The sequence below is a fragment of the Brevibacterium sp. 'Marine' genome, from assembly GCF_012844365.1.
In the GTDB taxonomy this organism is placed as follows: domain Bacteria; phylum Actinomycetota; class Actinomycetes; order Actinomycetales; family Brevibacteriaceae; genus Brevibacterium.
The window spans coordinates 3,762,230-3,788,297 of sequence record NZ_CP051626.1 but is presented as its reverse complement, the minus strand read 5'-3'; the positions used below and the strand labels follow the sequence as shown (position 1 = coordinate 3,788,297).

Below are 26,068 nucleotides of genomic sequence, written 5' to 3'. Positions count from 1 at the left end.
AAGGAACACATGTCTGCTGCCATCAGCGAACCAGGGGCTGAGGCCGCCGAGACTTCGGTCGCGGTCAAGAAGCCCACTGGGGGCGGACTGGGACGTTACGTCCTCATCCGCTTCCTCCTCATCATTCCCACCATCTTCATTCTCACCACTCTGGTGTTCTTCCTCATGCGCATCACCGGTGACCCGATCACCGCAGCGCTGGGCGGACGCCTGACGCAGGCGCAGCTGGCCGAGCGCGTCCACGCCGCCGGCTACGACCGGCCCATCCTCGTCCAGTACTTCGAATACCTGGGCAATCTGCTCAAGGGCGACTTCGGCACCGCGGTCTCCGATGGGCAGCCGGTGTCGTCGATCCTGCTCAACTACGGGGCAGCGACCGTCGAACTCGTCTTCTACGCGCTCATCGTCGCGTTCATCCTCGGCATCCCGCTGGGCATGCTCGCCGCCTACCATCGCGACAAGGCTCCCGACGCCGCGCTGCGTGTGCTCGCGATCCTCGGCTACGCGACCCCGGTGTTCTTCGCCGGCATGATCCTCAAACTCATCTTCGGAGTCTTCCTGCCGATCCTGCCCGTGGCCGGTCGCGGCACCACGGAGACCGAGTACATCATGTCCGGTGTCGTCGGGCCCACGCACTTCTATCTCATCGACGCCCTGCGCATCGGCAACTTCTCCGTCCTGTCCGATGTGCTCGCTCATGCGGTGCTGCCGGCGATCGCCCTCGGCGTGCTCACCGCAGGAGTGTTCCTCAGGCTCGTGCGCACGAACCTCATCGGCACGCTCGAACAGCAGTACATCGACTCCGGCCGCTCCCGCGGGATCTCCGAATACCGTTTGGTCACCAAGCACGCCTACCGCCCGGCGCTGATCCCGATCATCACGGTCATGGGCATGCAGATCGCGCTCATGCTCGCCGGCGCCGTGCTCACCGAGACGACGTTCGAATGGAAGGGGCTCGGCTTCAAACTCGCCGAGTACCTCACCGCCCGCGACTTCGTGGCCGTCCAGGGAATCGTCGTGTTCCTCGCCGTCATCGTCGCGGTCACGAACTTCCTCGTCGACGTCATCGCCGCGTTCATCGACCCGAGAGTGAGGTACTGATGTCCACTCCAGACAACCCGCAGAACAACGTGCCGGATGATCCGACCCAGACCTTCGCCGAGGCGGCTCCCGGCTCCGGAGCACCGGCACTGGCGTTCGACGACAGAGCCAAGAAATCCTGGTTGTCCCGCCTGCCGATCGTCTCCCATCTGCGCCAGTCCGTCGGCCTGCAGCGCGGAATGCTCATCACCGGACTCATCCTCAGCGGAATCGTCATCATCTGCGCGATCTTCGCTCCTCTCATCGCCCCCTACGGCTTCAACCAGCTGGGCACCTCCGAAGGCAACTTCGGATCGAAGCTGCCTCCCGGCGGCACCCATATCTGGGGCACCACGGTCGGCGGCTACGACGTCTTCTCCCGCGTCGTCTGGGGCGCGCAGACCGCGGTCGCCGTCATCGTCGTGGCCGTGGTCATGTCCCTGTTCGCCGGTGTCATCCTCGGACTCATCTCCGGCTACATCGGAGGCTGGCTCGACCGCATCCTCGTCGTCATCGCCGATGCCGTCTACGCATTCCCGACCCTGCTGCTGGCACTGGTCATGTCGATCGCCATCTCCGGCGGACAATCGAGTGCCTGGGGCGGAATCGCGGCGGCCGCGTTCTCGATCACGGTCGTCTTCATTCCGCAGTACTTCCGCGTGGTGAGGGCCGAGACCCTGCGCCTGAAGGCCGAGCCCTTCGTCGAATCGGCGATCGTCCTCGGTGCCTCGAAGACGCGCATCATCTCCAAGCACATCTTCCGCAACGCAACGCGGACCCTGCCGCTGATCTTCACGCTCAACGCCTCCGAGGCGATTCTCACTCTCGCCGGGCTCGGGTTCCTGGGCTTCGGAATCGAACCCACCTCGGCGTCGGAATGGGGATACGACCTCAACAAGGCACTGCCGGACGTCACCTCCGGCGTGTGGTGGACGGCGGTGTACCCGGGGCTGGCCATCGTGCTCACCGTGCTGGGAATCACCCTGGTCGGTGAGTCGATGAACGACCTCAACGACCCGCGTCTGCGCGTACGGCGCAAAGCCAAGGTCAAGAACACCAAGCCCGCGGAGGTCACAGCATGAGCAAGCAGAAACACGAGCAGACCGCCTCGGCGACGGGCAGCATCCTCGACGTCGACGGCCTCGACGTCACCTTCTCCACCGACGGCGGGGACGTCCACGCCGTCAAGGACGTATCACTGTCCGTCTCACCCGGTGAGGTGCTGGCGATCGTGGGCGAATCGGGGTCCGGCAAGACCGTGACAGCCCGGTCCATCCTCGGCCTGCTGCCCGAGACGGCGCAGCGCTCGGGCGCCGTCGTCATCTCCGGTGCGAACGTGCTCAGCATCTCCGCCGAAGAGCTGCGAGCCATGCGCGGCCGCGATGTGGCGATGGTCTTCCAGGAACCGTCGACCGCGCTCAATCCCGTCTACACGGTCGGGTGGCAGATCGCCGAAGGTCTGCGCGCGCATGATCGGAAGGCGAGTAAAGCCGACCTCAAGGCGCGCGTCGTCAAGGCCATGCGACAGGTCGGGATCCCCGATGCCGAAAGCCGTTTCGACTACTACCCGCACCAGTTCTCCGGCGGGCAGAAGCAGCGCATCGTCATCGCGATGGCCTTGGCCCTGGGGGCGAAGCTCATCGTCGCCGACGAACCGACCACCGCCCTCGACGTCACCGTGCAGGCGGAGATCCTCGACCTGCTGCGCGAACTGCGCGACGAGACGGGCACAGCCATCGTGCTCATCACCCACAATATGGGCGTCGTCGCCGACCTCGCCGATCGAGTGGCCGTGATGCTGCGCGGCGACCTCGTCGAGGTCTCGTCGGTCGAACAGCTCTTCAGCGATCCGCAGGAGCAGTACACACGCGAACTGCTCGCCGCTGTGCCGCGGATCGGGTCGACCGTGGCCGGCAGCCGCAAGGCGGCCGCCGCCGAGGCGGGTGAGACCTCGGCGGGGACTGCCTCGGCGAAGGAGAGGGACGCGCGCGAATCGATCGTGACCGCCCGCGGTCTCGACATCGTCTACCCGGGCGGCATCGGCAAGTCGGACTTCCACGCGGTGAAGAAGGTCAGCTTCGACATCAAGGCCGGCGAGGTCTACGGACTCGTCGGTGAATCGGGGTCGGGCAAGACCACGATCGGACGTGCGATCGCGGGCTTGACCAGGGCCAGCGGCGGCAGCCTCGAAGTGCTCGGGCACGAGATGGTTGGGTTCAAGGAGCGTGAGTTCTCGAAGATCCGGCGACGGATCGGGTTCGTGTTCCAGGACCCGGCGGCGTCGTTCAACCCGCATCTGTCGATCGGGGAGTGCATCGCCGAACCGTTCGCGATCCACCGGCGGGAGATGAGTGCGAACGACCGATCGCAGCGAGTGCTCGAACTCCTCGATTCCGTGCAGCTGCCGAAGGCGTATTCGGCGCGGTATCCGCATGAGCTCTCCGGTGGTCAGCGGCAGAGGGCGTCGCTGGCGCGCGGTCTGGCGCTCGATCCGGAGCTGCTCATCGCCGATGAGCCGACCTCCGCGCTCGATGTGTCCGTGCAGGCGAAGGTGCTCGAGCTCTTCGTCGAGCTGCAGAACCGCTTCGACTTCGCGGCACTGTTCATCAGCCACGACCTCGCCGTCGTCGATATGCTCTCCGACCGCATCGGGGTGCTCTTCCACGGCGAGCTGGTCGAAGAAGGCACGGGTGAGCAGGTGCTCGGGTCACCGGACAACGACTACACGAAGCGCCTCATCGCCTCGCTCCCAGTCCCGGACCCGGTCGAGCAGGCGGAACGCCGCGAGCTGGCAAGAACCCTCCGCACGTAATTACTACCTGACGGCGGCCCAGCAACCTCGCGCCAGGTTGCTGCGCCGCCGTCAGGTAGTAAGGGGATCAGTTGGTGTCGGCGATGAAATCGAGCATTCCGGCCTGGTTGACCGGCAGGGCCAGCAGGCGGTCGAGTTCGGCCTCGTCGGGGTCGATTCCGAGGATGCGCATCGAGTACTGAGTGAAGTCGCGCTCGATCATGTCGGGAGTCAGGTCGCCCGTCGGCCGGTACCACAGCGAGAGCGAGTTGCAGATCGAGTGGATGGCGCGAGTGGCCAGAGCCGCACTGCTGACACGGAACGTTCCTGCGTCGATGCCTGACTGGACGATATCGCCCATGATCTCGCGAGCCTCTCGCTGGAGACCCTTGACGCGGATGGCGTTGTCGCCGGTGAGCCGTTCGGTATCGCGCAGCAGCACGGTGGAGACCGAGACGTTCTCCATTCGGTAGCGGGCGAGGTAGCGCACCGCCACGGCCAGCTGGTCGACAGGATCGTCATCGACGTCGTTGATGACCGCCCGGCAGTGTTCGACGTACCAGGTATACGCTGTGTGGACGAGTTCGTAGAGCGCTTCCTGTTTGGACGGGAAGTAGTAGTAGAGCGCAGAGAGGCTCAGACCTGCTGTCTGCGCGATGTCGCGGATGGACGCGCCGTCGAATCCTTTGTCCGCGAAGGTGTCCCTGGCCGAGCGGAGAATATTGTTACGGCCGTTGGTTGAGCGCACGATGACCGGACTCCTTGCCTAGTTTTCCGTCGAAGCCGACTTTTTAACGAACAGTCTTTCACTTGCCCAACGACCTTACACGACAGCCACCCCGTTCGGGCCCGATTTCACGGGGAATTACGGTATCACCGTTCCCGGAACCCGATCCGACCTGAGCTCGGTGTCCGATCCGACCAGTGACCGGAACCTTATCTGACCGTTGTCGGGAATGGTGACCATCGTCACTTTCGATCCGGGAATGATTGAGCGTTCAACAATGTTGGTGACGGTGGAGCTGCACGCGATCCGGTTCGCCGAGGTCGCAGGCTCCACCCGTGAACTCGACCGCCACGGCCGCCCGGCCGGTGGACACCGCTCAACGATTTGAGGACGCATATGCTCAACATTGCCATCATTCCCGGAACTTCCCGCCCGCAGGCGCTCAACCCGCAGATCGTGACCTGGGTCGAGCAGCAGCTGGCTTCCAATGATGACGTCCGCGCCGAGGTCGTCGACTTCGGCAGCTTCGACCTGCCTCTCCTCGACGAGGTGATCCCCGCCGGTGCGAAGATGTACGCCAACGACCACACGAAGGCTTGGGGCGCGAAGCTCGAAGAGTTCGACGCCTTCATCTTCGTCACCCCCGAGTACAACCACTCGATCTCCGGCTCGCTGAAGAACGCCCTCGACTTCGTTGCCACCGAGTTCAACCACAAGGTCGCCGGCATCGTGAACTACGGCGCGGACAAGGGAGTGCGCGCCGCTGAGCACCTGCGCCACATCCTCGCGAACTATAAGCTCGCCGTCGTCCGCGACCAGGGGTCGTTCTCGATCTTCACCGACGTCGCCGACGGCACGTTCGCCCCGACCGAGGTCTCGGCCGCCCCGTTCTCCTCCATGGTCGACGACATCGTCGCCTGGGGTGAGGCCCTGAAGTCCGTGCGCGAATCCGGCGCCGAGGAGCAGGCCGCCTGAGTCTGTCCACACAGCTTCGACAGGCCCGCCGGTCACCCGACCGGCGGGCCTTGTCGTCCCCGCAGCGACCGGCGCCGTCCCCGCAGCGACCGGCGCCGACGTCAAAGAAATCCCTCGCCGAGGCGGCCCCACCCGACCGTGCACAGTGACCGTCCCCACACTTGCGTTAGAGTCGCAGTGATCAATCGTTCACTCTGCGATGCAAAGGACACTCATGGATCTCACGAATACTGTCGCCCTCGTCACCGGCGGAGCCTCCGGTCTCGGCCGTGCCACCACCGAACGCCTCCTGGCTGCCGGAGCCCAGGTCGTCATGGTCGACCTCAACGCCGAGGTGGGGCAGCAGGTCGCCGCCGAACTCGGCGATTCCGCCCACTTCGTCACCGCCGACGTGACGAACGAGGAACAGGTTCAGGCCGCCGTCGACACCGCCACCGGGCTAGGCGCCCTGCGTGTCGTCGTCAACTGCGCGGGCGTCGCGACTCCCGGCAAGCTCGTCTCCCGCAAGGGCCCGCTGCCGCTCGAGGCATTCCAGAAGGTGCTGAACATCAACATCGTCGGCACGGTCAACGTCTGCCGCCTCGCCGCCGCAGCCATGCAGAACCAGGAAGCGCAAGGCGAAGAGCGTGGAGTCATCATCAACACCGCATCGGTGGCGGCCTTCGACGGCCAGATCGGCCAGATCGCCTACTCGGCGTCCAAGGGAGCCGTGGCCGCGGTGACCCTGCCGATGGCCCGCGAGCTCGCCGCCTCCCTCATCCGCGTCGTCACCATCGCCCCCGGCATCTTCGAGACCCCGATGATGGCCGGTCTGCCCGCCGAGGCGCAGGAATCCCTCGGCAAGTCCGTGCCGCACCCGGCCCGCCTGGGCAAGCCCGCCGAGTACGCCCAGCTCGTCGAATCGATCGTCGCCAACCCGATGCTCAACGGGGAGACGATCCGCCTCGACGGCGCCATCCGCATGGCCCCGAAATGATCGACTAGGGAGGCTCAGCGGCGGGCGTTGACGAGCAGCGCCAGCTGCACCCGCGAGGTCACCTCGAGCTTGTCGAATATCCGGGCCAGGTGGGTCTTCACCGTCGCCGTCGAGACGAACAGCGACCGCGCCACCTGCGCGTTCGTCATACCCTGAGCGACCGCCTCGGCGATCTCCCGTTCCCTGGTCGACAGATTTGCCAGCGGATCCTGATCCGGCGCCGAGGCGGCCGGACGGGACGACATCAACGTGGCCAAGGCGGTCGCCGACAGGGTGCGGGTGCCGTCGGCGGCCGCGCGAACGGCGTTGATGAGCTCATCCGGCGGGGTGTCCTTGAGGATGTAGCCTGCCGCCCCGGACTGCAGGGCGCGGTGGATGAAATCGTCGGTCCCGAAGGCCGTGAGCATGAGCACCTGCGGATGTTCGGGCTCGGACAGCAGTGTCTGTGCGGCCTCGAGGCCGTCGAGGCGGGGCATCCGGATGTCCATGAGCACGAGGTCGGGACTCAGCCGACGGGCGAGGTCGATGGCTTCGACACCGTCGACCGCCTCGGCGATGACGTCGATATCGGTCGCCGCGCCGAGGAGGAGCCTGAGGCCCGAGCGCATGAGCGATTCGTCGTCGGCGATGAGAACCCGAATGCTCATGGCTGCGTCTCCTGCTCGTCGGGGGAATCGGTCGATTCGGTCATACCCAGAGCGTCGCCGTCGGTGACGATGTCGACATCGACGGGGATGCGGGCGCGGAGGGTGAACTCCGGGGTGGTCGTCACGGTGAGATCGCCGCCCATGGCCTCCATTCTCTCCCGCAGGCCGAGCAGTCCCAACCCGGATCCGGAGACGAGCTGCTGCGCTCCCGCGCGGAAGGCCGGGGCCAGACCTGTGTGCGGATTGCTGGCGACGAGCACGAGGTGACCGTCGGCCTCATCGAAGCCGACCTTGATCGTCACCGTCTGGCCTGGTGCGTGCTTCACCGCGTTCGTGATCGCCTCCTGGACGAAGCGGTAGATCGTCGTCTGCTCGAGCGCCCCACACCGGTGGAGGGCCTCGGCGGTCACCGGTTCGAGGTAGCGCAGTTCGGCGGTGTCGCCCCTGGCCGCGACGAGGCGGTCGATGTCGGGGTCGATGACCGTGCCCTGGTCATCACTGCGCAGCATCGTGAGCACCTCACGCAATTCGACTCCGGAGCGACGGGCAGCATCGGCGATGAGGCGGGCGCTTTCGCGGACCTCGTCGGGGTCGAGGTCCTGCCGCACGGACAGGGCACCGGAGTACATCGCGATGACGGAGAGATGGTGGGACAGGGAATCGTGCATATCGCGGGCGATGCCGCGTCGCACCTCGGCGATGGCGCGGTCCTGCCGGGAGCGTTCGCGCAGCAGAGTCTGCGCGGCGGAGTCGATGAAGCCCTGCTCGCGGGCACCGCGGATGACGCCGACGATGACGATGACGGCGTACATCGTGCCGCCGAAGACGAACACTGGAAGATCGAAGGCTCCCGCTGCCTGCGGAGTGAGCACATAGGTCGCTGAGAAGGCTGCCAGTGTGGCGGCGAGTGCGACGAAGTCGAGAGCCCAGCTGCGCCGGGCCGACAGTGAGATGAGCATAATCGAAGCGGCGAAGGCGCCGAGGATGCTGACCGTGCCCAGGAGGATGCCGATGATCCCGACGGTGACGGGAATCCAGCCTCCCGGACGTCGTTGAAGGGATTCGACGGATCCGTCGGCTGCGAGGAACTCATCACCGCCGTGTCCGGTGACGGTGAGGAACTCGCGCAGCTTCTCCGAGGCAAGGACCTTCGGACGCAGCTGTTGGCGCGGAATCCGGCGTCCGTCGAAGAGGAGCACGATGGGCAGACAGACGAAGGAAACGAGCCCGAATACGATGTGGACGAAGATCTCGGCACTGAGCGCGTCCGTCTCAGCCGCGGTGGAATCAGGATCCGGCCATTGCTGCCCGATGACGATGAAGAGGATGAGCACGCCGACGATCGCGGAGATGCCGGTCCAGAGGAGGGCATGCGCGAGCGGGCGGCGGGCGGGGCGAGGTGTCACCCTTCGAGCCTACCGGTGAGACGGCGGATGGTCTGTCGCCCAAAAGGATGAAATCGGTGCGGACTCGCAGTCGCAGGCATCCGGCCGACGGCCATCTGACGTGCGCATTCACCCGATCGAATGACAGGAATCATGCCCTTGACCGATGGTGGGCGGCCGCCGGTTTCGAAAGGGTGGAGACATGAGAAATCAACCCCACACCCCGCACTATCATCGTCAGTTCGCCGCGCTGCCGGACAACAGGTGGTTCAAACCGATCCTCGTGGCGCTCCTGACCCTCGTGTTCTACCTCATCGCCATCGTTGTCCTGTTCGTCGGCTTCTTCGTCTGGGCACTGTTCGCCCTCGGCGCCGACGGTGACTTCAACGCATGGTCGGGCCAGCTCATCGACATGAACACGACCACCGGCGTCCTCTTCGGACTCATCAGCGTCATCCTCATGTGGCCGGCCACCGAGCTGGCGACCCTATGCATCTACCGGCGCTCGTTCTCCTCGATGATCTCGCTTCGCGGCGGCATGCGATGGGGGCGGCTCGGCCGGTATCTGCTGGTCGGCGCGGCCGTATGGGTGGTCTGCGCGATCGTCATGGTCACCTTCTCCGACGGAGCGATGGGCGACCTGACCTCGGGAATCGTGTGGAACAGCCAAGTGTTCGCCATGCTCGTCGCCATCATCCTCCTTGTTCCGTTCCAGGCGACGGCCGAGGAGGTCGTCTTCCGCGGCCTGGCCATGAACATCATCGGCTCGTGGCTGCGTCACCCCGCATGGGCCGTGCTCATCCCCGTGCCGATCTTCGTCGTCGGACACGTCTACGACCTGCCGGGACTCATCGACGTCGGGATCTTCGCCGTCATCGTCGGCACCCTGACCATCATCACCGGCGGTCTCGAGGCGGGAATCGCCTTCCACATCGTCAACAACGTCTTCGCGTTCGGTCTGGGTGTGCTCGCCGGTGCCGACCTCAATGCGACGAGCGCCCCCACAGTCGAGGTCGTCGTGTCGATCGCGGCTCCGATCGTCTTCGGCATCATCGTCGTCCTCGATCATCGCCGCCGAAGAGGATCGTCCTTTCGCCGAGGCGGCCCTTCGAGCCGTGAAATGCTCCGTCCCAGCGGGGACGGCCCAGAGAACGAGGAAACCGCGGTGGACAGCGACGTGAATGCGGACACCGAAACGAAAGCGAACCTGTCATGAGCTACTACAGCGAGCTCGCCCAGAACCTGCGCCGGCGCGGGTGTGAAGAAGACCAGGTCCTCACCGTCCTCCACGAGGTCAAAGACGCGGCGGAGGCGGCAGGGACGACACCCGAGGACGCGTTCGGCACCCCCGAAGAGAAAGCCTCAAAGCACAGCGAGAAGCGCGCACGGTCCACGGGCCGGGCGACGCTCAACGTGTTCGGATTCGTGGGCGTGTGCTGTGTGGTCGTCTACGCCATCTGGCCGGGACTGTTCGACTTCACGAACCCCGTGTTGTCGAACTTCGCCGGCATGATCGCGCTCCTCGTCCTGCTCGTCATCGGCACCTTCGTCGCAGGTTTCATCGACTCTCGTCTGCCGAAGGGGTTCGAGGCTCCGCGGTCAGAAGCCGATCGATGAGCTCGTCTGCCGTGATGCCCTCGGCGCGAGCGGCGGCGTCGATGCGATCGAGCGTCGTCGGAGACAGAGTCGACGACGGCTGAGTTGAACCATGCTGAGTCGTATGAGGTTGTGCCGAACCATGCTGCGTCGATCCTACCGACATTCCAGCATGAGCGTCAGTCTTCGTGACTGTCGTTGCCGGCGTCGTCTCCGTCGGCTTCGTCCCGGCCCTGAGCAGCAGCGAGGTAAGCGGCACGATGACGACACCGAGCGCGGCGAGAATCCACACGATCCCGTTGACGCGGGTCAGCCACTCTAGTCCCCACGCCGATTCCACCCAGATCGTGACGAGCACGAGGCATGTGCCGAGGCCAAGCAAGCCGAGCGTGATCGGCAACCCGATCCGCACCAACCAAGTCCGGGACGTCAAGAGCAGTATGAGCGAGAAAATCGAGGCGACACCGGTGACGAGGGCGAATGAGGACAGCACCTGGTAGAAGATGTCGCCAAGAGTCATGCCGGTGGAGCCGGGGGCATGGCCACCCCACGAATATGGATCGCCCCACAGGAACACGACGCTCAGCAGCAGGGTGACGAATGCCAGCAGAATCGTGACGCTGCCAAACCATTGGACTCGTCGACCAATGAGCGTCGCTCCACAGAAGGCGGCGACGCTGCAGATGCCGGTCACTGCCGTCGTCCCGATGACCTGGAACGTCGCTTCGGACTCGACGTCGCCGAGGAGGACGCTGATTCCGCCGGCCGCAGCTAGGCTGAACGCCACGACGATGATGATGGCAATCGTACGCCGGAGATCCCGGACGAACTGCGACTGCTTTTGCGGAGCCGGAGAGGCCGAGTGTTCGGACGGGGATGGCTGTGTCAAGGTGGCCTGCCCTTTCGAGGGGGATTCTGAGAAACAGGATGCCTTGATCAATTATGTCATCAATCCGTTCGCGCTCACTCCATTGGCAGCGACGCCGCGACCTCGAACCCGCCGGCATTCGTCGGCCCCACCTGCAGGCTCCCGCCCAAGGCTTCGACACGTTCGCGCATTCCCTTGATGCCGAAACCTCCGCCGAGGTGGCTGTGCCCACCCGCATCCGACCCGCCGTCGGGTTCCCCGTTGAGCACGGAGATCTCGAGCCGGGAGCCGATGGCCGTGACGGTGACCGCCATGGGGGCGCCGGCAGCATGCCGCAGCGCATTCGACAGACTCTCCTGAACCACGCGGAACGCCGTGAGGCTCGTCGTCGGCGGCAGCGACATAGGCTCGGTGGGGAAGTCGAGATCGACGATTGCACCGGAGCCGCGCGTGACATCGACGAGAGCGGGAATGTCGTCGATGGTCGGCTGCGGTGCCAAGTCGGCATCCCGGCCACCGCGCAGGATCGAGAGCAGTCCGCGCATCTCCGTCAGTGCCTGCCTGGCCGATGAGGCCATCGAGTCGAATTCGCCGAGGCTGCGCTCATCGAGTCCGGGCAGTCGGTACTTCGCGGTGGTTGCCTGCACGCTGATGACCGACATGCTGTGCGCGACGACATCGTGGAGTTCCTGAGCGATCCGGTTGCGCTCTTCGAGCTCCTGTCGCTTCGCCAGCTCCGCGGCGCTGAGTTCGCGTTCGGATTCGAGCTGTCTGCGACCTCTGACGAGCAGGTTGCCGATGATGCCGATGATCCCGGCACCGGCGGCGACGGCTGCGGTGGTGATGACGTTCGACAGGGCCCCGGGCAGTTCGCCGGCATGCGGCAGGACCAGGGCGAGCACACCGATGAGCGCACTGCCCGACCACAGTGCGACGAGGTGAATCCAGCGGTGACGCAGACCGATGATGAGGTGGAGGAAAACGAGAGCCAGCAGCGAGGTGACCGTGAACGGTCGGACTGCTCCCGAAACGTCCGAAGTGAGCAGAATGCCTGCCAGCTGAGCGACGAGGCCGAGGCCGATCGCCGGGATCGGCCAGCGCACGGCCAGCAGGAGCGCGGCACTGAGGCTGAAGGCAAGAATCATCGCGAAGACCGTCGGGACACCGTAGAGGACGGTGGTCACCGGCCAGGCGACCGCGACGAGCACGATCCCGACGAATGCTGCGATGAGCCAGAACCACCCCTGACCCTCGGCGAGGGTCGACAGTGCTGATGACTGCGCCGGACGAGTCGGCTGCTCCGGGTGGGTTGACTGAGCCGAGACGGACAGGTGTGAGCCCGGGGCCTCGGCCGGCCGCGCCGGCTGTATCGCGGAAGCTGCACCATCGGTCGACAGGGCAGCGCGGATCGAAACGATCTCGAGCAGCGCCAGAGCGTGGAGGACAAAGGGGAACGTCAGCAGCAGGACGATGCCCGTGACGAATTGGAACGTCGCCTCGGCGGAGAACCCGAGGTCAGTCACCGGCGAGTTCGTCACCCACGCGACGACCCAGTCGACAGTGTCCCCGCCGTCTTCGGGCAGGAACCTGCCCCAGAAGAAGAACGTGGCCCCGCCCAGGCCGCCTGCGAACCAGGCAAGGGAGACGGAGAACGTGAACAGCCGGATCGGCAGGGCGAACACGGCTTCGAAGAGCAGATCCAACCAGGCGCGGGCATCGGACAGCGGAGCCAGCCACCAGCGGAGTCCGCGTCCACGGGGACGGGGAGCCGCCTCGGTGATGGGCGCGCCCCACGCACGGGCACGGGCCCGAGAGAGGTTGCCGAATGCGCGGGCGACGGTGAGCGTCAGCGGCAGGAGGAGCACGCCGACCCAGACGATGACCGTGGCGATCGAGACCGAGAACAGGACGACGAGGACGGGTGCGGCGATGACGGAGATGACCAGGCTCGGGGCGACGAGGCCGGCATCACGGCCGAGATTGCGCCACAGCCTGGCCCACCACGAACGCGGTGCGGTCGCGGCCGGAGAGTCGGCGGCCGCCTGGGTGTTCGGGCCGATCTGCGGAGGCTCTGCTGGGCGGGGCACGTCTCCAGCGTACGTGTCGGCGGGTGCGGGGGAAGTGAGATCGGGGGAGTGGTTCACAGCGTGATTCCTTCCTGTGCTGTGTGCGGGGCCGTCTGCGCGGTGCCGACCGCAGTGTCAGTGCGGGCGGCGGTGTGGGATTCGAGGACCTTCGGGTGGAAGCGCGAGAGCATCCACACTCCGCCGATGCCGACGACTGCGGAGGCGAGCAGACCGAAGGTGGCAGTCGGCGTCAGACCCGTATATTCGCCGAAGAATGCGGCACCGATGATGACGGCGACGATCGGGTCGATGACGGTGAGGCCGGCCAGCACCGTTTCGGCGGGGCCGCAGGCGTACGCGGTCTGGACGAGCCAGAAGCCCGCCGCCGAGGCGAGTCCGACCGCGGCCAGCAGCGCCCACCAGCGCAGACCGAACATATCGAGTCCGGGCAGTCCCGACATGACGACCGACCGGGCGAGGACGTGCGTGGCCGCGGCGACCGTACCGAAGACGATCCCGGTCATGATGACCCGAGGAATGTGGCCGGCGGAGCTGAACGAGAACAGCCCCGCGAAGACGGTGAGGGCGATGAGCACGGCGAGCAGCCACGTCACCGACTGCGCATCCACGGAGATGTCGTGGGCGAACCTCGCCGAGGTGGCCACGAAGGAGACGATCCCGACGAGCGTGACCGCGATGCTGACGAGCAGCGGAGCACCGAGGCGGAGCCCGAAGTACCGCCGGCCGATGAGGACGGCGAAGACGAGAGAGACCGCACCGATGGGCTGGACGATGGCGACCGGACCGAGCCCGAGGGCTGCGACGTTGAGCACCGTGACCAGCCCCATCAGTCCGAGCCCGGTTGCCCAGGTGGCGCGACGGCGCAGGCCCGCAGCCATGGCGGCCACGGCATGCTGCTGGAAGTGGGTTCCCACGGCCAGGCAGAACGCTGCTGCGGTGGCGAGGATGACGGCGGTGATGATCATGACCGTCACGCTAAGGAGGCGGTCGGTTCGAGCACATCATACGAGCGGGTGAACCTCTGTCCCCCGAGGTGATACTTGCGGGTGAATATCGCGGATCAGGGGACATCGGCGGCATGTTCTCGGGGTTCTTCAGGGTTACCGACCGTGAACGTCGGGTAGCGTGGAGCTATGCCGGAAGCAGAAAGGACGGGTGGCGGGAACGCGGGATCCGCCTCGGCGAGTGTGCCGCCTCCGTCGGAGACGACGATCAGGGTCGCCATCGTCGACGATCAGGCGATGGTGCGGCAGGGGTTCGGGGCGCTGCTCGACGCGCAGTCGGACATGCAGGTCGTCGGCAGCGCCGATGACGGATCCGCCGTCGTCGACCTCGTCCGCCGCACCAGTCCCGATGTCATCCTCATGGACATCCGGATGCCGACGCTCAACGGGCTCGACGCCACCCGAGCGATCTTCAGCATGCCCGGGAACCACCCACGGGTCATCATGCTCACCACGTTCGACGCCGACGAATACGTGTTCTCGGCACTGCGGGCCGGGGCCAGCGGATTCCTCCTCAAGGACGCCACCGCCGAAGACATGATCACCGCGGTCCGGGTCGTCGCCGGCGGGGAATCGCTGCTCGCGCCGTCGGTCACCCGACGCCTCATCGCCGAATACGTCGCCGGTCCCACCGTCGCGAAGGACACCGCGGTGCTCGGTCAGCTCACCGACCGGGAGATCGACGTGATGACCCTGGTGGCGAAGGGCCACGCCAACGCCGAGGTGGCCGAACAGCTCTACCTCGCCGAACAGACCGTGAAGACCCACGTCTCGAGGATCCTGTCGAAGCTGGGACTGCGCGACCGCACCCAGATCGTCGTCGCCGCGTACGAGTCCGGGCTGGTCGTCGCCGGGAGCTGAGGGGCGCGGTCAGTGACGGTTGCGCGGGCGTTGCCCGCCCGCCTTCCGACTACTCGCGGGCGAAGCGAGCGCCGAGGTCCTTGACGATGGTCTCCGCCGATCCGTCCTGGGCGCTGCGGTAGCCGGTTCCGGCCCACAGGTGCAGACCGTGCGGGTCATCGGCCTTCTTCGCCGCGGCCCTGAACTCCTTGGTCAGATGGTGTACCGCAGGGTAGGCGTCGACGGCGATCGGGTCGAATGTCCGCACGAAGTCATTGACCAGCGCACGCGCTGGCCGTCCGGTGAATGCCCTGGTCAGCTGGGTCTCTGTGAACTCGTCGGCGGCGAGAGCGGCCCGATGCGTCGGAGCTGTTCCCGCCTCGTCGGAGCGCAGCAGCAGGGTGCCCACGACGACGGCGCTCGCCCCCGCGCCGAGGAGGTCGCCGACCATGGCCTCACCGTCGACTCCGCCTCCCGCCGCCACGGGCAGGTCCACCTCGGCGAGGATGTCACGGACGAGATCGACTGTCGCGCGATCTTCGATCTCACGCGTCGGATCGGCGGTGCCCGAATGCCCACCGGCACGCGGGCCCTGGACGATGAGCGCGTCGACGCCGACTTCGGCGGCCGCACGCGCCTCGGGAACCGAGGTCACGGTGGCGACGACCTGAGTGCCGACGGCGTGGAGGCGGTCGACCGCCTCGGCAGTGGGCAGATTGAACGTGAACGAGACCAGGGGAACGGGGTGCTCGGTGAGCCAATCGAGCTTGTCGTCGAAGTGGTCATCATCCTCGACCGGTTCGGCATCGAGCGTGATCCCGCGGGCGGCTGCGGCCGGTTCGAGCGCACGGGCGAAGTCGGCGAAGGCCTCGTGATCGACGGGAACGGGATTCGGGGCGAAGAGGTTGACGCCGAAGTTCGAGGTCGTCTCCCGCATCCGTGTGATGAGCGGAGCGAGAGCCTCGACGGTGAGGTAGCCGCCGGCGACGAAGGGGAATCCGCCGGCCCGGGCGACGGCTTCGGTAAGTTCGGGCGTCGTCGTCCCACCGGCCATGGGGGCGCCGATGATGGGCAGCGGGGTCTTCGCGAAGGCGATCGTCACGGTTCTCTCCTTGTATCGGCCGGCACCTGACTCGGTGTCTGATTCCGAGCGAGGCGGCCGCGTGGTCGGGCGTGCTCATCGCCATTCTCACACGATCAGGCGAGGTGAGTATGAGGTGGTCGGTCGACGGTATCCCTCGGAAGTATCGGTCGGCGGGGGAGAGGTGGGCTCTCCGGCGTGATGTGGAAAGGCCGACGCGGTTCCCAACTTCGGTGTCATCGCCCCCGATCACCTGTGATCGGCACTGAACGACCCGGAAAGGGAACCACCATGACACTGGCACTCACCGACCCGCTGCCGTCCGATGATCGCCATGAGAAGACGCGGCTCGCTGCCGGGCCCACCCCGACCGCAACGCCCGCGTCGCCGCACAGCCAGGCCGAGTCCGACCAGTCACCGGCCAAACCCCGCCGTGACCGGGTTATCGACCTTCTGCGCTTCGGCTGCCTCGTCGTCGTGGTCATCTTCCATTCGATGATGAGCGCGGCCGTGCTCGGACCCGACGGCACCGTGGAGCCGACGGTCGCGCTGTCGACGACCGCCGGATTCGCCGCCGCATCCTGGTTCTTCCAGGTCATGCCGCTGTTCTTCATCATCGGCGGGTATGCCGGCATCACCGGCTGGCGCCGCATTCGCGCAACCGGCGGCTCGTGGACCGACTATCTGCGTGCCCGCCTGCGCCGGCTCGTCGTGCCTGTGACTGTGCTCATCGGCCTCGCAGGCCTCGGGCTGTCAGCGGCCGGTGAACTCGGCGTCGCGCCCGACCTCCTCGCCGAAGCCAGCCTGCGCATCGGCCAACCGCTGTGGTTCCTCGCCGTCTACGTCGGTCTCACCGCTCTCGTGCCGGTTGCCGTGCATTTCCACGAAACCGCGCCGAGGCGGTCCCTGGCAATCCTCGCCGGAGCCGTCATCGTCGTCGACGGTCTGGTCGCAGTCTCGGGTGTGACCGGGCTCGGCTGCCTGAACTTCCTGCTTGTGTGGCCGCTGATCCAACAGCTCGGGTTCTTCTTCGCCGATGCGCGCGATCGTCCCGTGCGCAGGCCCATCACCTGCTTCGTCCTGGTGGCCGCGTTGCTGACCCTGGTCGGGTTCGTCGCCGCCGGTGTGTACAGCCCCAATATGCTCGTCAACCTCAATCCGCCGACCGGTGCCCTCGTCCTGCTCGGAGTGGTGCAGATGTGTGTGCTGCGCCTCGTCCACGCTCGGCTGGGCCGAATGCTCAACGCCGCGGACGCGGACATGTACGGCTCCACCACCGAGGCGGCTCTCGAGCCTCGGATGCTCCGCGCGCAGATCTGGGGCCGAGTCATCACCTGGGGCAATCGGTACGGCATGCACGTCTATCTCTGGCATATGAGCATCGTCATCGTCCTCATCGGCGGGCTGGGTGTGCTCGCTCAGGCGGTGTCCCTCGTGCCCGAAGCGTCCGGGCTCGTCCTCCCGGAGATCGGATCGTCGTGGTGGTGGGCCACGCGTCTGCCCTGGCTGATTGTCGTGATGGTGCTGTCCGGTCTGGTGGCCACGGCTGTCGAACGGATTCCGTTTCCGTCGGAACAGCGGCTTGCCTCGGTCGGGCGAACGATCGTCGAGCTCGCCCGTGAGATGCGTGGGCGCGAAGCGGCCGCTTCCGGTGCAGGAGCCGGCGACGACGCTCCGGCTCTCGGCCGTCCGCGGCTGCGGGCCGCCATCGCAGTCGGTACAGCCGCAACCGGCATCGCCATGGCGCTGCTCGTCGGCATCGCCCCGTTGATCTGGACGGTCGCGGCGGCCGGCCTGCTGATCGGTTCACTCATCCTGTCGGCCGGGCTCACTCCACCGAGGCAGCCAACTGGTCGGTGACGGCGCCCCACCCGTCGAAGAACCCGAGCTCCTCATGCCGGACCCGCTGCTCCGGGCTGCCGTGCCGCACGACGGCTCGGTAGTCGGTGCCGTCGGGATGGTCGCCGAGGATGATCTCCGTGGTCATCGCAACCGGATCGGGCAGGGCCGGATGCCAGGAGCTGCTGACCGCATTCGTGAACACGAGGCGGCTGCCCTCTTCGATGACGAGGAACACCGCATCGACATGCGGGTGCCACTCTGTGGCGTCCTCGCTCATCCGGGTGACGAAGGCACCGCCCGGAGTGAGCTCGAGAGAATCCACGCGCAGACTCAGCGGCGCCGGGATCCACCACTTGGCCAACTGATCCGGCGTGGTCCAGGCATCCCAAATCGCCTGCTTCGGGGCGCGGATAGTCCGTTGGATGCTGAGGTCGAGGTCTGGATTCTGATTCCGGGTGCGAGAGAGATGGGTGGTCATGATTCCTCCTTGGCAGTGGGGCCGTCGGAGTCGACGGAACCCGTGGTGACGAACTGTTCGAGCCGATCGGTGCTCTCCTCCCGGATCCTCCGCTGCTCCTCCAGCCAACCAGAGAGCAGATGGAGCCGATCCTGGTTGAGCGCACAGGTGCGAACTCGGCCGGACTTCTTAGTCCGGATGAGGCCGCACGATTCGAGGCTGCGCACATGTTTCATGAACGACGGCAGCGAGATCGACAACGGCTCGGCAAGCTCTCCGACGCTGGCCGGTCCCCGCCCGAGACGCGCGATCACGCTGCGGCGAGTGGGATCCGCCAGCGCCGCAAACATCGCGTCGAGCTCGTCGGACTGAAGTTGATACTTAGCCATATGGATAAGTATTACACCCCGAGGAATCGGCTGGGAAGAGGGGCGGCTGAAAGTTCTGTGACGAATGATGACGACGATCATGCTCAACTATTGTTGAGCAATCAGGTCTACTGATACGGTGTTGATCGTCAACAGTCCACGACATCACTTCAGCAGAGGGCATGATGATTGCTTTCAAGAATTCGCAGACCTGGGCGCTGTCCGCACGGTTCGAAGCTCTTGACTGTTGCCATCGAATGTCGTGCCCTATGTCGTTGACCAGCTGATCAAGCGCGAACAGCGCTGCCTGCGCTGCACTCTCTGCTGTTTCGCCGAAGCCCGGCCGGTTCGCTCCCGCCCGAGGGTTCCGTGCGCACTCAAGGTTCGGGCCCGCCTGTCTGCGACTCTCTGATCTCATTGTTTAATTGTTGAGCAATCGCCGCTTGTGATTCGGCAGAGATTTGCTCTCTTCCTCCCTCCATTCACTGACACACCTCAGGAATCTCATGCCTTTCGCCAACTTGTCTGTCTCCGACCCTGCCCAACTGACCGATATCCGCCGCATGCGCAGGGCCAAGAACCACACCCGCGTCTCTCTGGCCGCGCTCGCGGCCGGCTCTCTGCTGCTGGCCGGGTGCTCCGGTTCGGCGCAAGCCGACGGCGAGAACGCCACGCCCCAGAACGGCGGGGTCCTCAACGTCGCCTACGACGTCGACCCGACCTGCCTCGATGGCCAACAGGTCGGCCAGAATGTCACACTCAACATCACCCGCCAGATCACGGACTCCCTGACTGACCAGGATCCGAAGACCGGTGAGATCAAGCCCTGGCTCGCACAGTCCTGGGACGTCTCCGACGATGCGAAGACCTTCACCTTCCATCTCCGCGACGGAGTGAGGTTCCAGGACGGCACGGATTTCACCTCCGCCTCGGTGAAGGAGAACTTCGAAGCGATCGAGGACCTCGGAGCCAAAGCCACGATCGGTCAGTCCTATATCGACGGGCTGAAATCGATCGAGACTCCTGATGAGCAGACAGTGACATTCACTTTTGACAGGTCCAACGCGCAGTTCCTCCAAGCGACGTCGACGATGAACCTCGGCTTCTACTCTTCGAAGACGCTCGATCAGACCGCAGAGCAGCGTTGCACCGGTGCTGACCTCGTCGGCACCGGCCCTTTCGCCCTCGACAAGGTCGAACACAACAGGGCCATCACCCTGAAACGCTACGACGACTACGACTGGCCGTCCTCACTGGCCGGACACGAAGGCCCCGCCCACCTCGACGGCATCGAGTTCTCGATCGTCCCCGAAGCCTCGGTGCGCAACGGCTCGCTGCTATCGGGCCAGGTCGACGTCGACACCTCCGTCCAGTCTCAGGACGAGAAGACCCTCGAGGCTCAGGGCCTCGACATCGTCTCCCGCGCCAACCCGGGCGTCGTGTACAACCTCGTGCCGAAGACCACCGGTGCGATCGCCTCGGACAAGGCAGTACGCAAGGCTCTGGTCAAAGGCATCGACCGGGAGCAGCTGAAAACGGTCGTCTCCGACCATCAGGCTCCGGCCACCTCGGTGCTGGCGAAATCGACGCCGGAGTACGAAGACCTCTCCGACGTACTGGCCTACGATCCGGACGGGGCGAAGAAGCTGCTCGACGACGCCGGGTGGAAGCCCGGAGCCGGCGGCATCCGGGCCAAGGACGGCAAGAAGCTGTCGACGACGCTGACCTATTGGCAGGACGCTCCGTTCCTCGAACTCGTCCAGCAGCAGCTGCGCACCATCGGCTTCGACCTGCAACTGGAGAAGAGGACGATCGCCGAGGTCACCGCGCTCCAGGCCGAAGGCAAAGAGGACTTCACGTTCGGCAACCTCACCCGCTCGGATGCGGACATCCTCCGCAATTACTTCGGCGCGAAGGAACAGAACGCGAACACTCGAGAGCCCGGAGAGATCGACAAGGTCCTCGCCCGCACCACCGAGACCCTGGACGAGGGCGAACGGAAGGCCGACTTCACCGAGGCGGCGAAACTCATCCTCGACGAGGGCTACTCGATCCCGATCGTCGAGCTCACCGGCATCGTCGGCACCGGCAAAAACGTCCACGACTTCTCGTTCGAAGCCTCGTCGCGTTACCAGCTCTACGGCACATGGTTGGACGGTGACCAGTGATGAGCCTGCGCTGCCTCGTGTCGCGACTGGTCCAAGGACTGCTCGTCCTGTGGATCGCGTTCACCCTCAGCTTCTTCCTCCTCTACTGGCTGCCAGGCGATCCGGTCATCACGATGCTCGGTGCCGGAGGAGAGCTGCAGAACTTCGACCCCGCCGAGGTGGCCCGACTGAGAGCCGAATTCCACCTCGACCAGCCGCTCATAGTCCAATACCTCTTCGCCCTCGGCGACCTACTCCGCCTCGACCTGGGCACCTCGATCCAGGCCGGCACCCCCGTCACCGAGGCGATCGCCACCGCCCTGCCCTCCACCCTCGCGCTCGCCGCATCGGCTCTGGTCATTGCGCTCATCGTCGGGACAGCCGTCGCCGTGGCCGCGACCCTGACCCGCCGCCCGTGGCTGCGCGACATCCTGGCCGCCCTGCCGGGGCTCGGGGTCGCCCTGCCGACCTTCTGGGTCGGGCTGATGCTGCTGCAGATCTTCTCCTTCCGGCTCCCGCTCTTCCCCGCAGTCGGCACCGGCAGCCCGGCCGCCATCGTGCTGCCGGCCGGGACCCTGGCGCTCCCGCTGTCGGCGATCATCGCCCAGGTGCTGTTCCGTTCGCTGCAGAACGCATGGATCCAGCCCTTCGTCACGACCTTCCACGCATCGGGCTATACCCGCCTGCGACTGCTGCTGCGCCAGGCCCTGCCGGTCGCACTGCTGCCGACACTGACGATGGGCGGAGTCCTCTTCGGTCAGGCACTCGCCGGGTCCGTCGTCGTCGAGAACGTGTTCTCGCGACAGGGTCTCGGTCGGCTCGCTCAGACCGCCGTGACCGGGCAGGACATCCCGCTTGTCCAGGGCATCGTCCTCTTCGCCGCTGCAGTGTTCGTCCTCCTCAACCTGCTCACCGACCTGTCCTACCCACTGCTCGACCCGCGGCTGCGTGCCGCCCGTCTCAAGCCGGAGAAGAAGGACGGCGACACCCTCGCCGAAGCGGCCGTTCGTGAAGGCGGTTCCCCCGGAACTACCCCGTCGAGTTCGACGGAGACCGCAGGAGCGCGCCCATGATTCTCGCGACAGAGCTGCAGAAGAACAATCAGAGTGAGATCGTCGCAGCAGGCGGACTGCGTCGCCTCACCTCGGCGGTGGCTCACTCCCGGTTCGGCATCACCGAAGTCCTCGCGGTCATCGTCCTCGGCCTCGCGGCCCTCGCCGCCCTGTGGCCCGGCCTGCTCACCGGCGTCGATCCGCTCACCGGCAACCCGACTGACCGTCTGCTGCCGCCGAGCGCTGAGCACGTCTTCGGCACCGACCAGCTCGGCCGCGACGTCTACTCCCGTACCGTCCACGGATCCGCGCAGACCTTGTCGGCCAGCCTCGCCGCCGTCGCCATCGGCGTCAGCGCCGGAGTGCTGCTCGGCTTGCTGTCCGGCTTCTTCACCGGAGTCCTCGACGCGATCTTCATGCGCACCGTCGATGTCCTCCAGGCTGTGCCCGGACTGCTCCTGTCGATGGCCGTCATCACCGCCCTCGGCTTCGGCACGCTCAATGTCGCCGTAGCCGTCGGCGTCGCCGCGATGCCCTCGTTCGCCCGACTCACCCGCGCCGAGGTGATCCGGTGGCGCTCCGCTGAATTCGTCCGGGCCGCCCGCGCCGATGGGCTCTCCACTGTCGACGTTCTGGCTCGCCACATCCTGCCCCAGGTCAGGGGCCCGATCGGGGCGCTGATCGCGCTCGAGTTCGGGTCCGCTGTGCTCGCGGTCTCGGCCCTGAGCTTCCTCGGCTTCGGCGCCCCGCCACCGCAGCCCGAATGGGGTCTGCTCGTCTCCGAAGGCCGCGACTTCCTCGCCGCCGCTTGGTGGATGACGACGTTCCCCGGACTCGTCGTCGCCGCGGTGGTGCTGGCCGCCAACCGTCTCTCCCACGCCGTCAACTCCGAGAAAGGATTCCGATGATCAACACCGATCTCCTCGCCTGGCCCTCGGCCGGGGCCGGCACCGAACTCATCGACGGTGCCGACGTACCGACCCCAGCCGACCGAACCGCGACGCCCAGGACCACAACACACTGTGTCTCAACACTCGAGAACCCTGCCCCCAGTGCCCCGACACTCGAGTCATCAGCCCACCAGGGGCCTCCCGTCCTCGAAGTTGCAGGGCTGAGCGTCACCTACCCCGGTGCCGCAGCCCCTGCGATCTCTGGCGTCGACCTCAGGCTCGGCGCGGGGGACACGCTTGCGATCGTCGGCGAATCCGGATCAGGCAAGTCCACGACTGCAGCGGCCCTGACTGGACTCCTCCCGTCTGGGACGAAGGTCGATGTGGCCACGCACAGCCACCTCGGCGAGGATCTCATCGGGGCGAAGGCGGGCACCTGGCAGCGGATCCTCGGCACGGGAATCGCGTACGTGCCGCAGGACGCGGGTGCCGGGCTCAACCCGGTGCGCACGATCGCCTCCGCCCTGGCCGAGACCCTGACGGTCAACGGGTATGCGAAACAGCAGATCAGACCCCGCAGTGCGGAGGTTCTTACGGCCGTGGGACTTGACTTCGAGACACACGGACAGCGGTATCCGCACGAACTCTCCGGCGGACAGCGGCAGCGTGTGCTCATCGCCAATGCCATTGCCGCCCGGCCGGCACTCATCATCGCCGACGAACCCACCTCGGCGCTCGACGCGACCGTGGCGAAACAGGTCCTCGACGTGCTGGGCGGCCTCGTTGCCGGGTCGCAGACTGCGCTCGCACTCATCACCCACGACCTCGGGGTTGCGAAGGATCGTGCTGCGAAGCTCCTGGTCATGCAGGCTGGGCGCATCGTCGAAACCGGGTTCACCGACCGGGTCCTCGCCGAACCCCAGCACGCCTACACGCAGTCACTGCTCGCCGCTGCCCCGCACCTCGGGTGGGGGAGGCTGCGGCCGAGCGCCGACGCCGTCACCACCTCGGACTTCACTGGCACCGAGGCGGTCCTGGCCGGTCACGGACTCGTACGGGACTTCGGCGGGGTTCGTCCCGCGGTCAACGGACTCGACATTGCGCTGCGAGCAGGGTCGACTGTCGGAATCGTCGGCGAATCCGGGTCGGGGAAGACCACCTCGGCGAGGATCCTGCTCGGCGCCGACCGGGCGGATGCCGGCGAGATCACCCTCCACGGAAAACCCGTCAAGAGGTATCGAAGGAAAGACCTCGGCCGACGCATCCGCTATGTCCACCAGGATTCGAGCGCCGCTCTCGACCCGCATTACACGGTGGAGAGGATCCTCGCCGAACCGCTGCGCGGCCACCGCATCGGCGCTCGCGCCGACCGTCCGGCACGGGTGCGGGAGCTCCTCGACTCCGTCTGCCTCGACCATGCTCTGCTGGGGCGCACCCCGCGAGAGCTCTCCGGAGGTCAGCGGCAGCGGCTCGCAATCGCCCGGGCACTGGCCGTCGATCCCCAGGTGATCATCCTCGACGAACCCGTCTCGGCACTCGACGTCGGCGTGCAGGCACAGATTCTCCAGCTGCTCGTCGACCTGCAGGCCCGTCTCGGCGTCGCCTACCTCTTCATCTCCCACGACCTCGCCGTCATCGAACAGATCGCTGATGACGTCATCGTCATGAAGGACGGAACTGTCGTCGAATCCGGGCCGACCGCCCGCGTCCTTCACGAAAGCCGCCACGAATACACGCGGGCACTCATCGACGCAGTGCCGTGCTTCGACGACTCCGCCGTGCGCACAACCTCCACCATCAACCGCACCGAATCGACAGGAGCGCATCATGCCTGACCTCGACAGCTCACACACCAACGGCAGTCCCGACAGCAGCATCCCGGGCCAGCCGCGGCAGGTCCACCTGGCCGCCCATTTCCCGGGGGTGAACAATACGACCGTATGGTCCGATCCCGCCTCGGGCAGCCACGTCGAGTTCGACTCGTTCGCTCATCTCGCAAAGACCGCCGAGGCAGGGCTCTTCGACTTCTTCTTCCTCGCCGAAGGTCTGCGCCTACGCGAACACCAGGGAAAGATCTTCGACCTCGACGTGGTCGGTCGTCCGAACACGACGGTCGTGCTCTCCGCGCTCGCCGCCGTGACTAAGCGGATCGGTCTGGCCGGGACGCTGAGTGCCACCTATAACGAACCCTTCGACATCGCCCGCCGGCTCGCGACCATCGATCAGCTCTCGAACGGTCGCGCCGCCTGGAACGTCGTGACCACCTCGGACGCGTTCACCGGGGAGAACTTCCGGCGTGGCGGCTACCTCGACTATGCCGACCGCTACCGCCGCGCCGAGGACTTCATCGACGTTGCCCGGCAGCTCTGGGACACCGCAGCAGGCGCCGACGCCGGCATGTTCGGCCACACCAGCGACTTCTTCGACATTGCTGGACGCTTCCCCGCCGGCGCTCTGCCCGGCGGTCACCCTGTCGTCTTCCAGGCCGGGGACTCGGACTCCGGTCGCGACTTCGCGGTCGGCTCGGCCGACGTCGTCTTCACCCGCCACTCCGACCCCGCATCCGGTCGGAAGTTCTACGCAGACGTGAAGTCCCGACTCACCCGATACGGCCGAACCGAGGACTCCCTGAAGATCTACCCGGGAGTGTCCATCATCCTCGGCGACACACCCGCCGAGGCGATCGAGCACTCGCGTGAGGTCGCCTTCCAGCAGATCAGCGAGGCTGGGACCATCGCCTTCCTCGAACGAGTGTGGGACCGTGACCTCTCCGCCTTCGACCCGAACGGACCGCTGCCCGACGTGCCTCCGGCAGGCGAATCGATCTCCCAGGGCCGGGTCAAGCACATCAAGAACGCTGAAGCGACGATCGCTGCCTGGCGCGAGATCGCCGCGGCCGAGAACCTCAGCGCCCGCGAACTCGTCATCCGAGTCTCGAACAGGCATTCCTTCGTCGGCACCCCGCACCAGGTGGCGCTCGACCTCGCCGAAGCGGTCCGGACCAAGGCCGCCGACGGCTACATCCTCGTCCCCCACCTCACGCCGGGCGGACTCGACGAGGTCGTTGCCAAGGTCGTGCCCGAGCTCCAGGAGCTCGGGGTCTACCGCACCGAGTATCCGTACGGGTCCCTGCGCGAGAACATCGGACTGCCCGCGGCTCGCAATGCTGTTGACTGGGCCGTCGCCCGCAACGAAGCACGAGGTGCTGCCGAAGACCACGACTCCCACGACCGTGAACTCAAGGAGGTGGGCTGA

At 66.2% G+C, this 26,068-nt stretch carries 24 protein-coding genes; 15 read left to right on the top strand and 9 right to left on the bottom strand.

Annotated elements, in window-relative coordinates; all coding sequences use genetic code 11:
• The first annotated feature begins 9 nt into the window (after positions 1-9).
• The 3 genes from HF684_RS16995 to HF684_RS16985 are packed head-to-tail and all read left to right on the top strand — an operon-like array spanning position 10 to position 3,892.
• Positions 10-1,101, top strand: a complete 1,092-nt coding sequence (locus tag HF684_RS16995) for an ABC transporter permease (protein WP_169253436.1) — start codon at positions 10-12, stop codon at positions 1,099-1,101.
• On the top strand, positions 1,101-2,162 hold the full coding sequence (locus HF684_RS16990) for an ABC transporter permease (RefSeq protein WP_248279010.1): 1,062 nt from the start codon (positions 1,101-1,103) through the stop codon (positions 2,160-2,162). The genes HF684_RS16995 and HF684_RS16990 overlap by 1 nt, the downstream gene beginning before the upstream one ends.
• A complete protein-coding gene (locus tag HF684_RS16985) occupies positions 2,159-3,892 on the top strand; it encodes an ABC transporter ATP-binding protein (RefSeq protein ID WP_169253435.1) in 1,734 nt (577 codons plus the stop codon). The genes HF684_RS16990 and HF684_RS16985 overlap by 4 nt, the downstream gene beginning before the upstream one ends.
• A 67-nt stretch (positions 3,893-3,959) precedes the next feature.
• On the opposite strand, the gene HF684_RS16980 is transcribed toward HF684_RS16985, so the two are convergent.
• The gene (locus tag HF684_RS16980; protein ID WP_025778909.1) at positions 3,960-4,619 is read right to left on the bottom strand and encodes a TetR/AcrR family transcriptional regulator; all 660 of its coding nucleotides are present in this window, start codon (positions 4,617-4,619) and stop codon (positions 3,960-3,962) included.
• Positions 4,620-4,827: 208 nt separating this feature from the next.
• Between HF684_RS16980 and HF684_RS16975 the strand changes: the two genes are divergently transcribed.
• From HF684_RS16975 to HF684_RS16965, 3 genes are all read left to right on the top strand, one after another.
• A complete protein-coding gene (locus HF684_RS16975; protein WP_169253434.1) occupies positions 4,828-4,986 on the top strand; it encodes a hypothetical protein in 159 nt (52 codons plus the stop codon).
• 8 nt (positions 4,987-4,994) lie between these two features.
• Positions 4,995-5,573: an NAD(P)H-dependent oxidoreductase gene (locus tag HF684_RS16970; protein WP_169253433.1), complete on the top strand. Its 579-nt coding sequence runs from the start codon at positions 4,995-4,997 to the stop codon at positions 5,571-5,573.
• Positions 5,574-5,787: 214 nt separating this feature from the next.
• Positions 5,788-6,549, top strand: a complete 762-nt coding sequence (locus HF684_RS16965; RefSeq protein WP_169253432.1) for a 3-hydroxyacyl-CoA dehydrogenase — start codon at positions 5,788-5,790, stop codon at positions 6,547-6,549.
• A gap of 14 nt (positions 6,550-6,563) precedes the next feature.
• Here the strand turns inward: HF684_RS16965 and HF684_RS16960 are convergent, their stop codons facing one another.
• Both HF684_RS16960 and HF684_RS16955 read right to left on the bottom strand, forming a co-directional pair.
• Positions 6,564-7,196, bottom strand: a complete 633-nt coding sequence (locus HF684_RS16960; protein WP_169253431.1) for a response regulator transcription factor — start codon at positions 7,194-7,196, stop codon at positions 6,564-6,566.
• Positions 7,193-8,602, bottom strand: a complete 1,410-nt coding sequence (locus HF684_RS16955; RefSeq protein WP_169253430.1) for a histidine kinase — start codon at positions 8,600-8,602, stop codon at positions 7,193-7,195. The genes HF684_RS16960 and HF684_RS16955 overlap by 4 nt, the downstream gene beginning before the upstream one ends.
• Positions 8,603-8,783: 181 nt before the next feature.
• Here HF684_RS16955 and HF684_RS16950 point away from each other — a divergent pair, with 181 nt between their 5' ends.
• Both HF684_RS16950 and HF684_RS16945 read left to right on the top strand, forming a co-directional pair.
• On the top strand, positions 8,784-9,797 hold the full coding sequence (locus HF684_RS16950; RefSeq protein ID WP_169253429.1) for a type II CAAX endopeptidase family protein: 1,014 nt from the start codon (positions 8,784-8,786) through the stop codon (positions 9,795-9,797).
• Entirely contained in the window at positions 9,794-10,198 is a 405-nt protein-coding gene (locus tag HF684_RS16945; RefSeq protein ID WP_169253428.1) for a hypothetical protein, read from the top strand. The genes HF684_RS16950 and HF684_RS16945 overlap by 4 nt, the downstream gene beginning before the upstream one ends.
• On the opposite strand, the gene HF684_RS16940 is transcribed toward HF684_RS16945, so the two are convergent.
• The 3 genes from HF684_RS16940 to HF684_RS16930 all read right to left on the bottom strand — a co-directional run bounded on the left by HF684_RS16940 (position 10,140) and on the right by HF684_RS16930 (position 14,097).
• A complete protein-coding gene (locus HF684_RS16940; protein ID WP_169253427.1) occupies positions 10,140-10,964 on the bottom strand; it encodes a hypothetical protein in 825 nt (274 codons plus the stop codon). The genes HF684_RS16945 and HF684_RS16940 overlap by 59 nt on opposite strands.
• Positions 10,965-11,140: 176 nt before the next feature.
• A complete protein-coding gene (locus HF684_RS16935; protein ID WP_169253426.1) occupies positions 11,141-13,189 on the bottom strand; it encodes a sensor histidine kinase in 2,049 nt (682 codons plus the stop codon).
• Positions 13,186-14,097: a hypothetical protein gene (locus HF684_RS16930; RefSeq protein WP_169253425.1), complete on the bottom strand. Its 912-nt coding sequence runs from the start codon at positions 14,095-14,097 to the stop codon at positions 13,186-13,188. Before HF684_RS16930 ends, HF684_RS16935 begins: the two co-directional genes overlap by 4 nt.
• 168 nt (positions 14,098-14,265) lie before the next feature.
• Here HF684_RS16930 and HF684_RS16925 point away from each other — a divergent pair, with 168 nt between their 5' ends.
• On the top strand, positions 14,266-14,997 hold the full coding sequence (locus tag HF684_RS16925) for a response regulator transcription factor (protein WP_169253424.1): 732 nt from the start codon (positions 14,266-14,268) through the stop codon (positions 14,995-14,997).
• A 49-nt stretch (positions 14,998-15,046) separates the two neighbouring features.
• Here HF684_RS16925 and HF684_RS16920 read toward each other — a convergent pair whose 3' ends face one another.
• Positions 15,047-16,078, bottom strand: a complete 1,032-nt coding sequence (locus HF684_RS16920) for a nitronate monooxygenase (protein WP_169253423.1) — start codon at positions 16,076-16,078, stop codon at positions 15,047-15,049.
• 270 nt (positions 16,079-16,348) lie between these two features.
• Here HF684_RS16920 and HF684_RS16915 point away from each other — a divergent pair, with 270 nt between their 5' ends.
• Positions 16,349-17,917, top strand: coding sequence for an acyltransferase (locus tag HF684_RS16915; protein WP_169253422.1), 1,569 nt, complete (start codon positions 16,349-16,351; stop codon positions 17,915-17,917).
• On the opposite strand, the gene HF684_RS16910 is transcribed toward HF684_RS16915, so the two are convergent.
• Together HF684_RS16910 and HF684_RS16905 are read right to left on the bottom strand one after the other, a co-directional pair.
• The gene (locus HF684_RS16910) at positions 17,886-18,377 is read right to left on the bottom strand and encodes an SRPBCC domain-containing protein (RefSeq protein ID WP_169253421.1); all 492 of its coding nucleotides are present in this window, start codon (positions 18,375-18,377) and stop codon (positions 17,886-17,888) included. The two genes, HF684_RS16915 and HF684_RS16910, sit on opposite strands and share 32 nt — an antisense overlap.
• Positions 18,374-18,745 (bottom strand): metalloregulator ArsR/SmtB family transcription factor, encoded by a 372-nt coding sequence (locus HF684_RS16905; protein ID WP_169253420.1) that lies wholly within the window; start codon positions 18,743-18,745, stop codon positions 18,374-18,376. The genes HF684_RS16910 and HF684_RS16905 overlap by 4 nt, the downstream gene beginning before the upstream one ends.
• 485 nt (positions 18,746-19,230) lie before the next feature.
• Between HF684_RS16905 and HF684_RS16900 the strand changes: the two genes are divergently transcribed.
• Genes HF684_RS16900 through HF684_RS16880 form a run of 5 tightly spaced genes read left to right on the top strand, consistent with a single transcriptional unit; the run spans position 19,231 to position 26,068 of the window.
• The gene (locus HF684_RS16900; protein WP_169253419.1) at positions 19,231-20,892 is read left to right on the top strand and encodes an ABC transporter substrate-binding protein; all 1,662 of its coding nucleotides are present in this window, start codon (positions 19,231-19,233) and stop codon (positions 20,890-20,892) included.
• Positions 20,892-21,944, top strand: coding sequence for an ABC transporter permease (locus HF684_RS16895; protein ID WP_169253418.1), 1,053 nt, complete (start codon positions 20,892-20,894; stop codon positions 21,942-21,944). Before HF684_RS16900 ends, HF684_RS16895 begins: the two co-directional genes overlap by 1 nt.
• Entirely contained in the window at positions 21,941-22,831 is an 891-nt protein-coding gene (locus tag HF684_RS16890) for an ABC transporter permease (RefSeq protein WP_169253417.1), read from the top strand. Before HF684_RS16895 ends, HF684_RS16890 begins: the two co-directional genes overlap by 4 nt.
• Positions 22,828-24,648: an ABC transporter ATP-binding protein gene (locus HF684_RS16885; RefSeq protein WP_169253416.1), complete on the top strand. Its 1,821-nt coding sequence runs from the start codon at positions 22,828-22,830 to the stop codon at positions 24,646-24,648. Before HF684_RS16890 ends, HF684_RS16885 begins: the two co-directional genes overlap by 4 nt.
• Positions 24,641-26,068 (top strand): NtaA/DmoA family FMN-dependent monooxygenase, encoded by a 1,428-nt coding sequence (locus HF684_RS16880; protein WP_169253415.1) that lies wholly within the window; start codon positions 24,641-24,643, stop codon positions 26,066-26,068. Before HF684_RS16885 ends, HF684_RS16880 begins: the two co-directional genes overlap by 8 nt.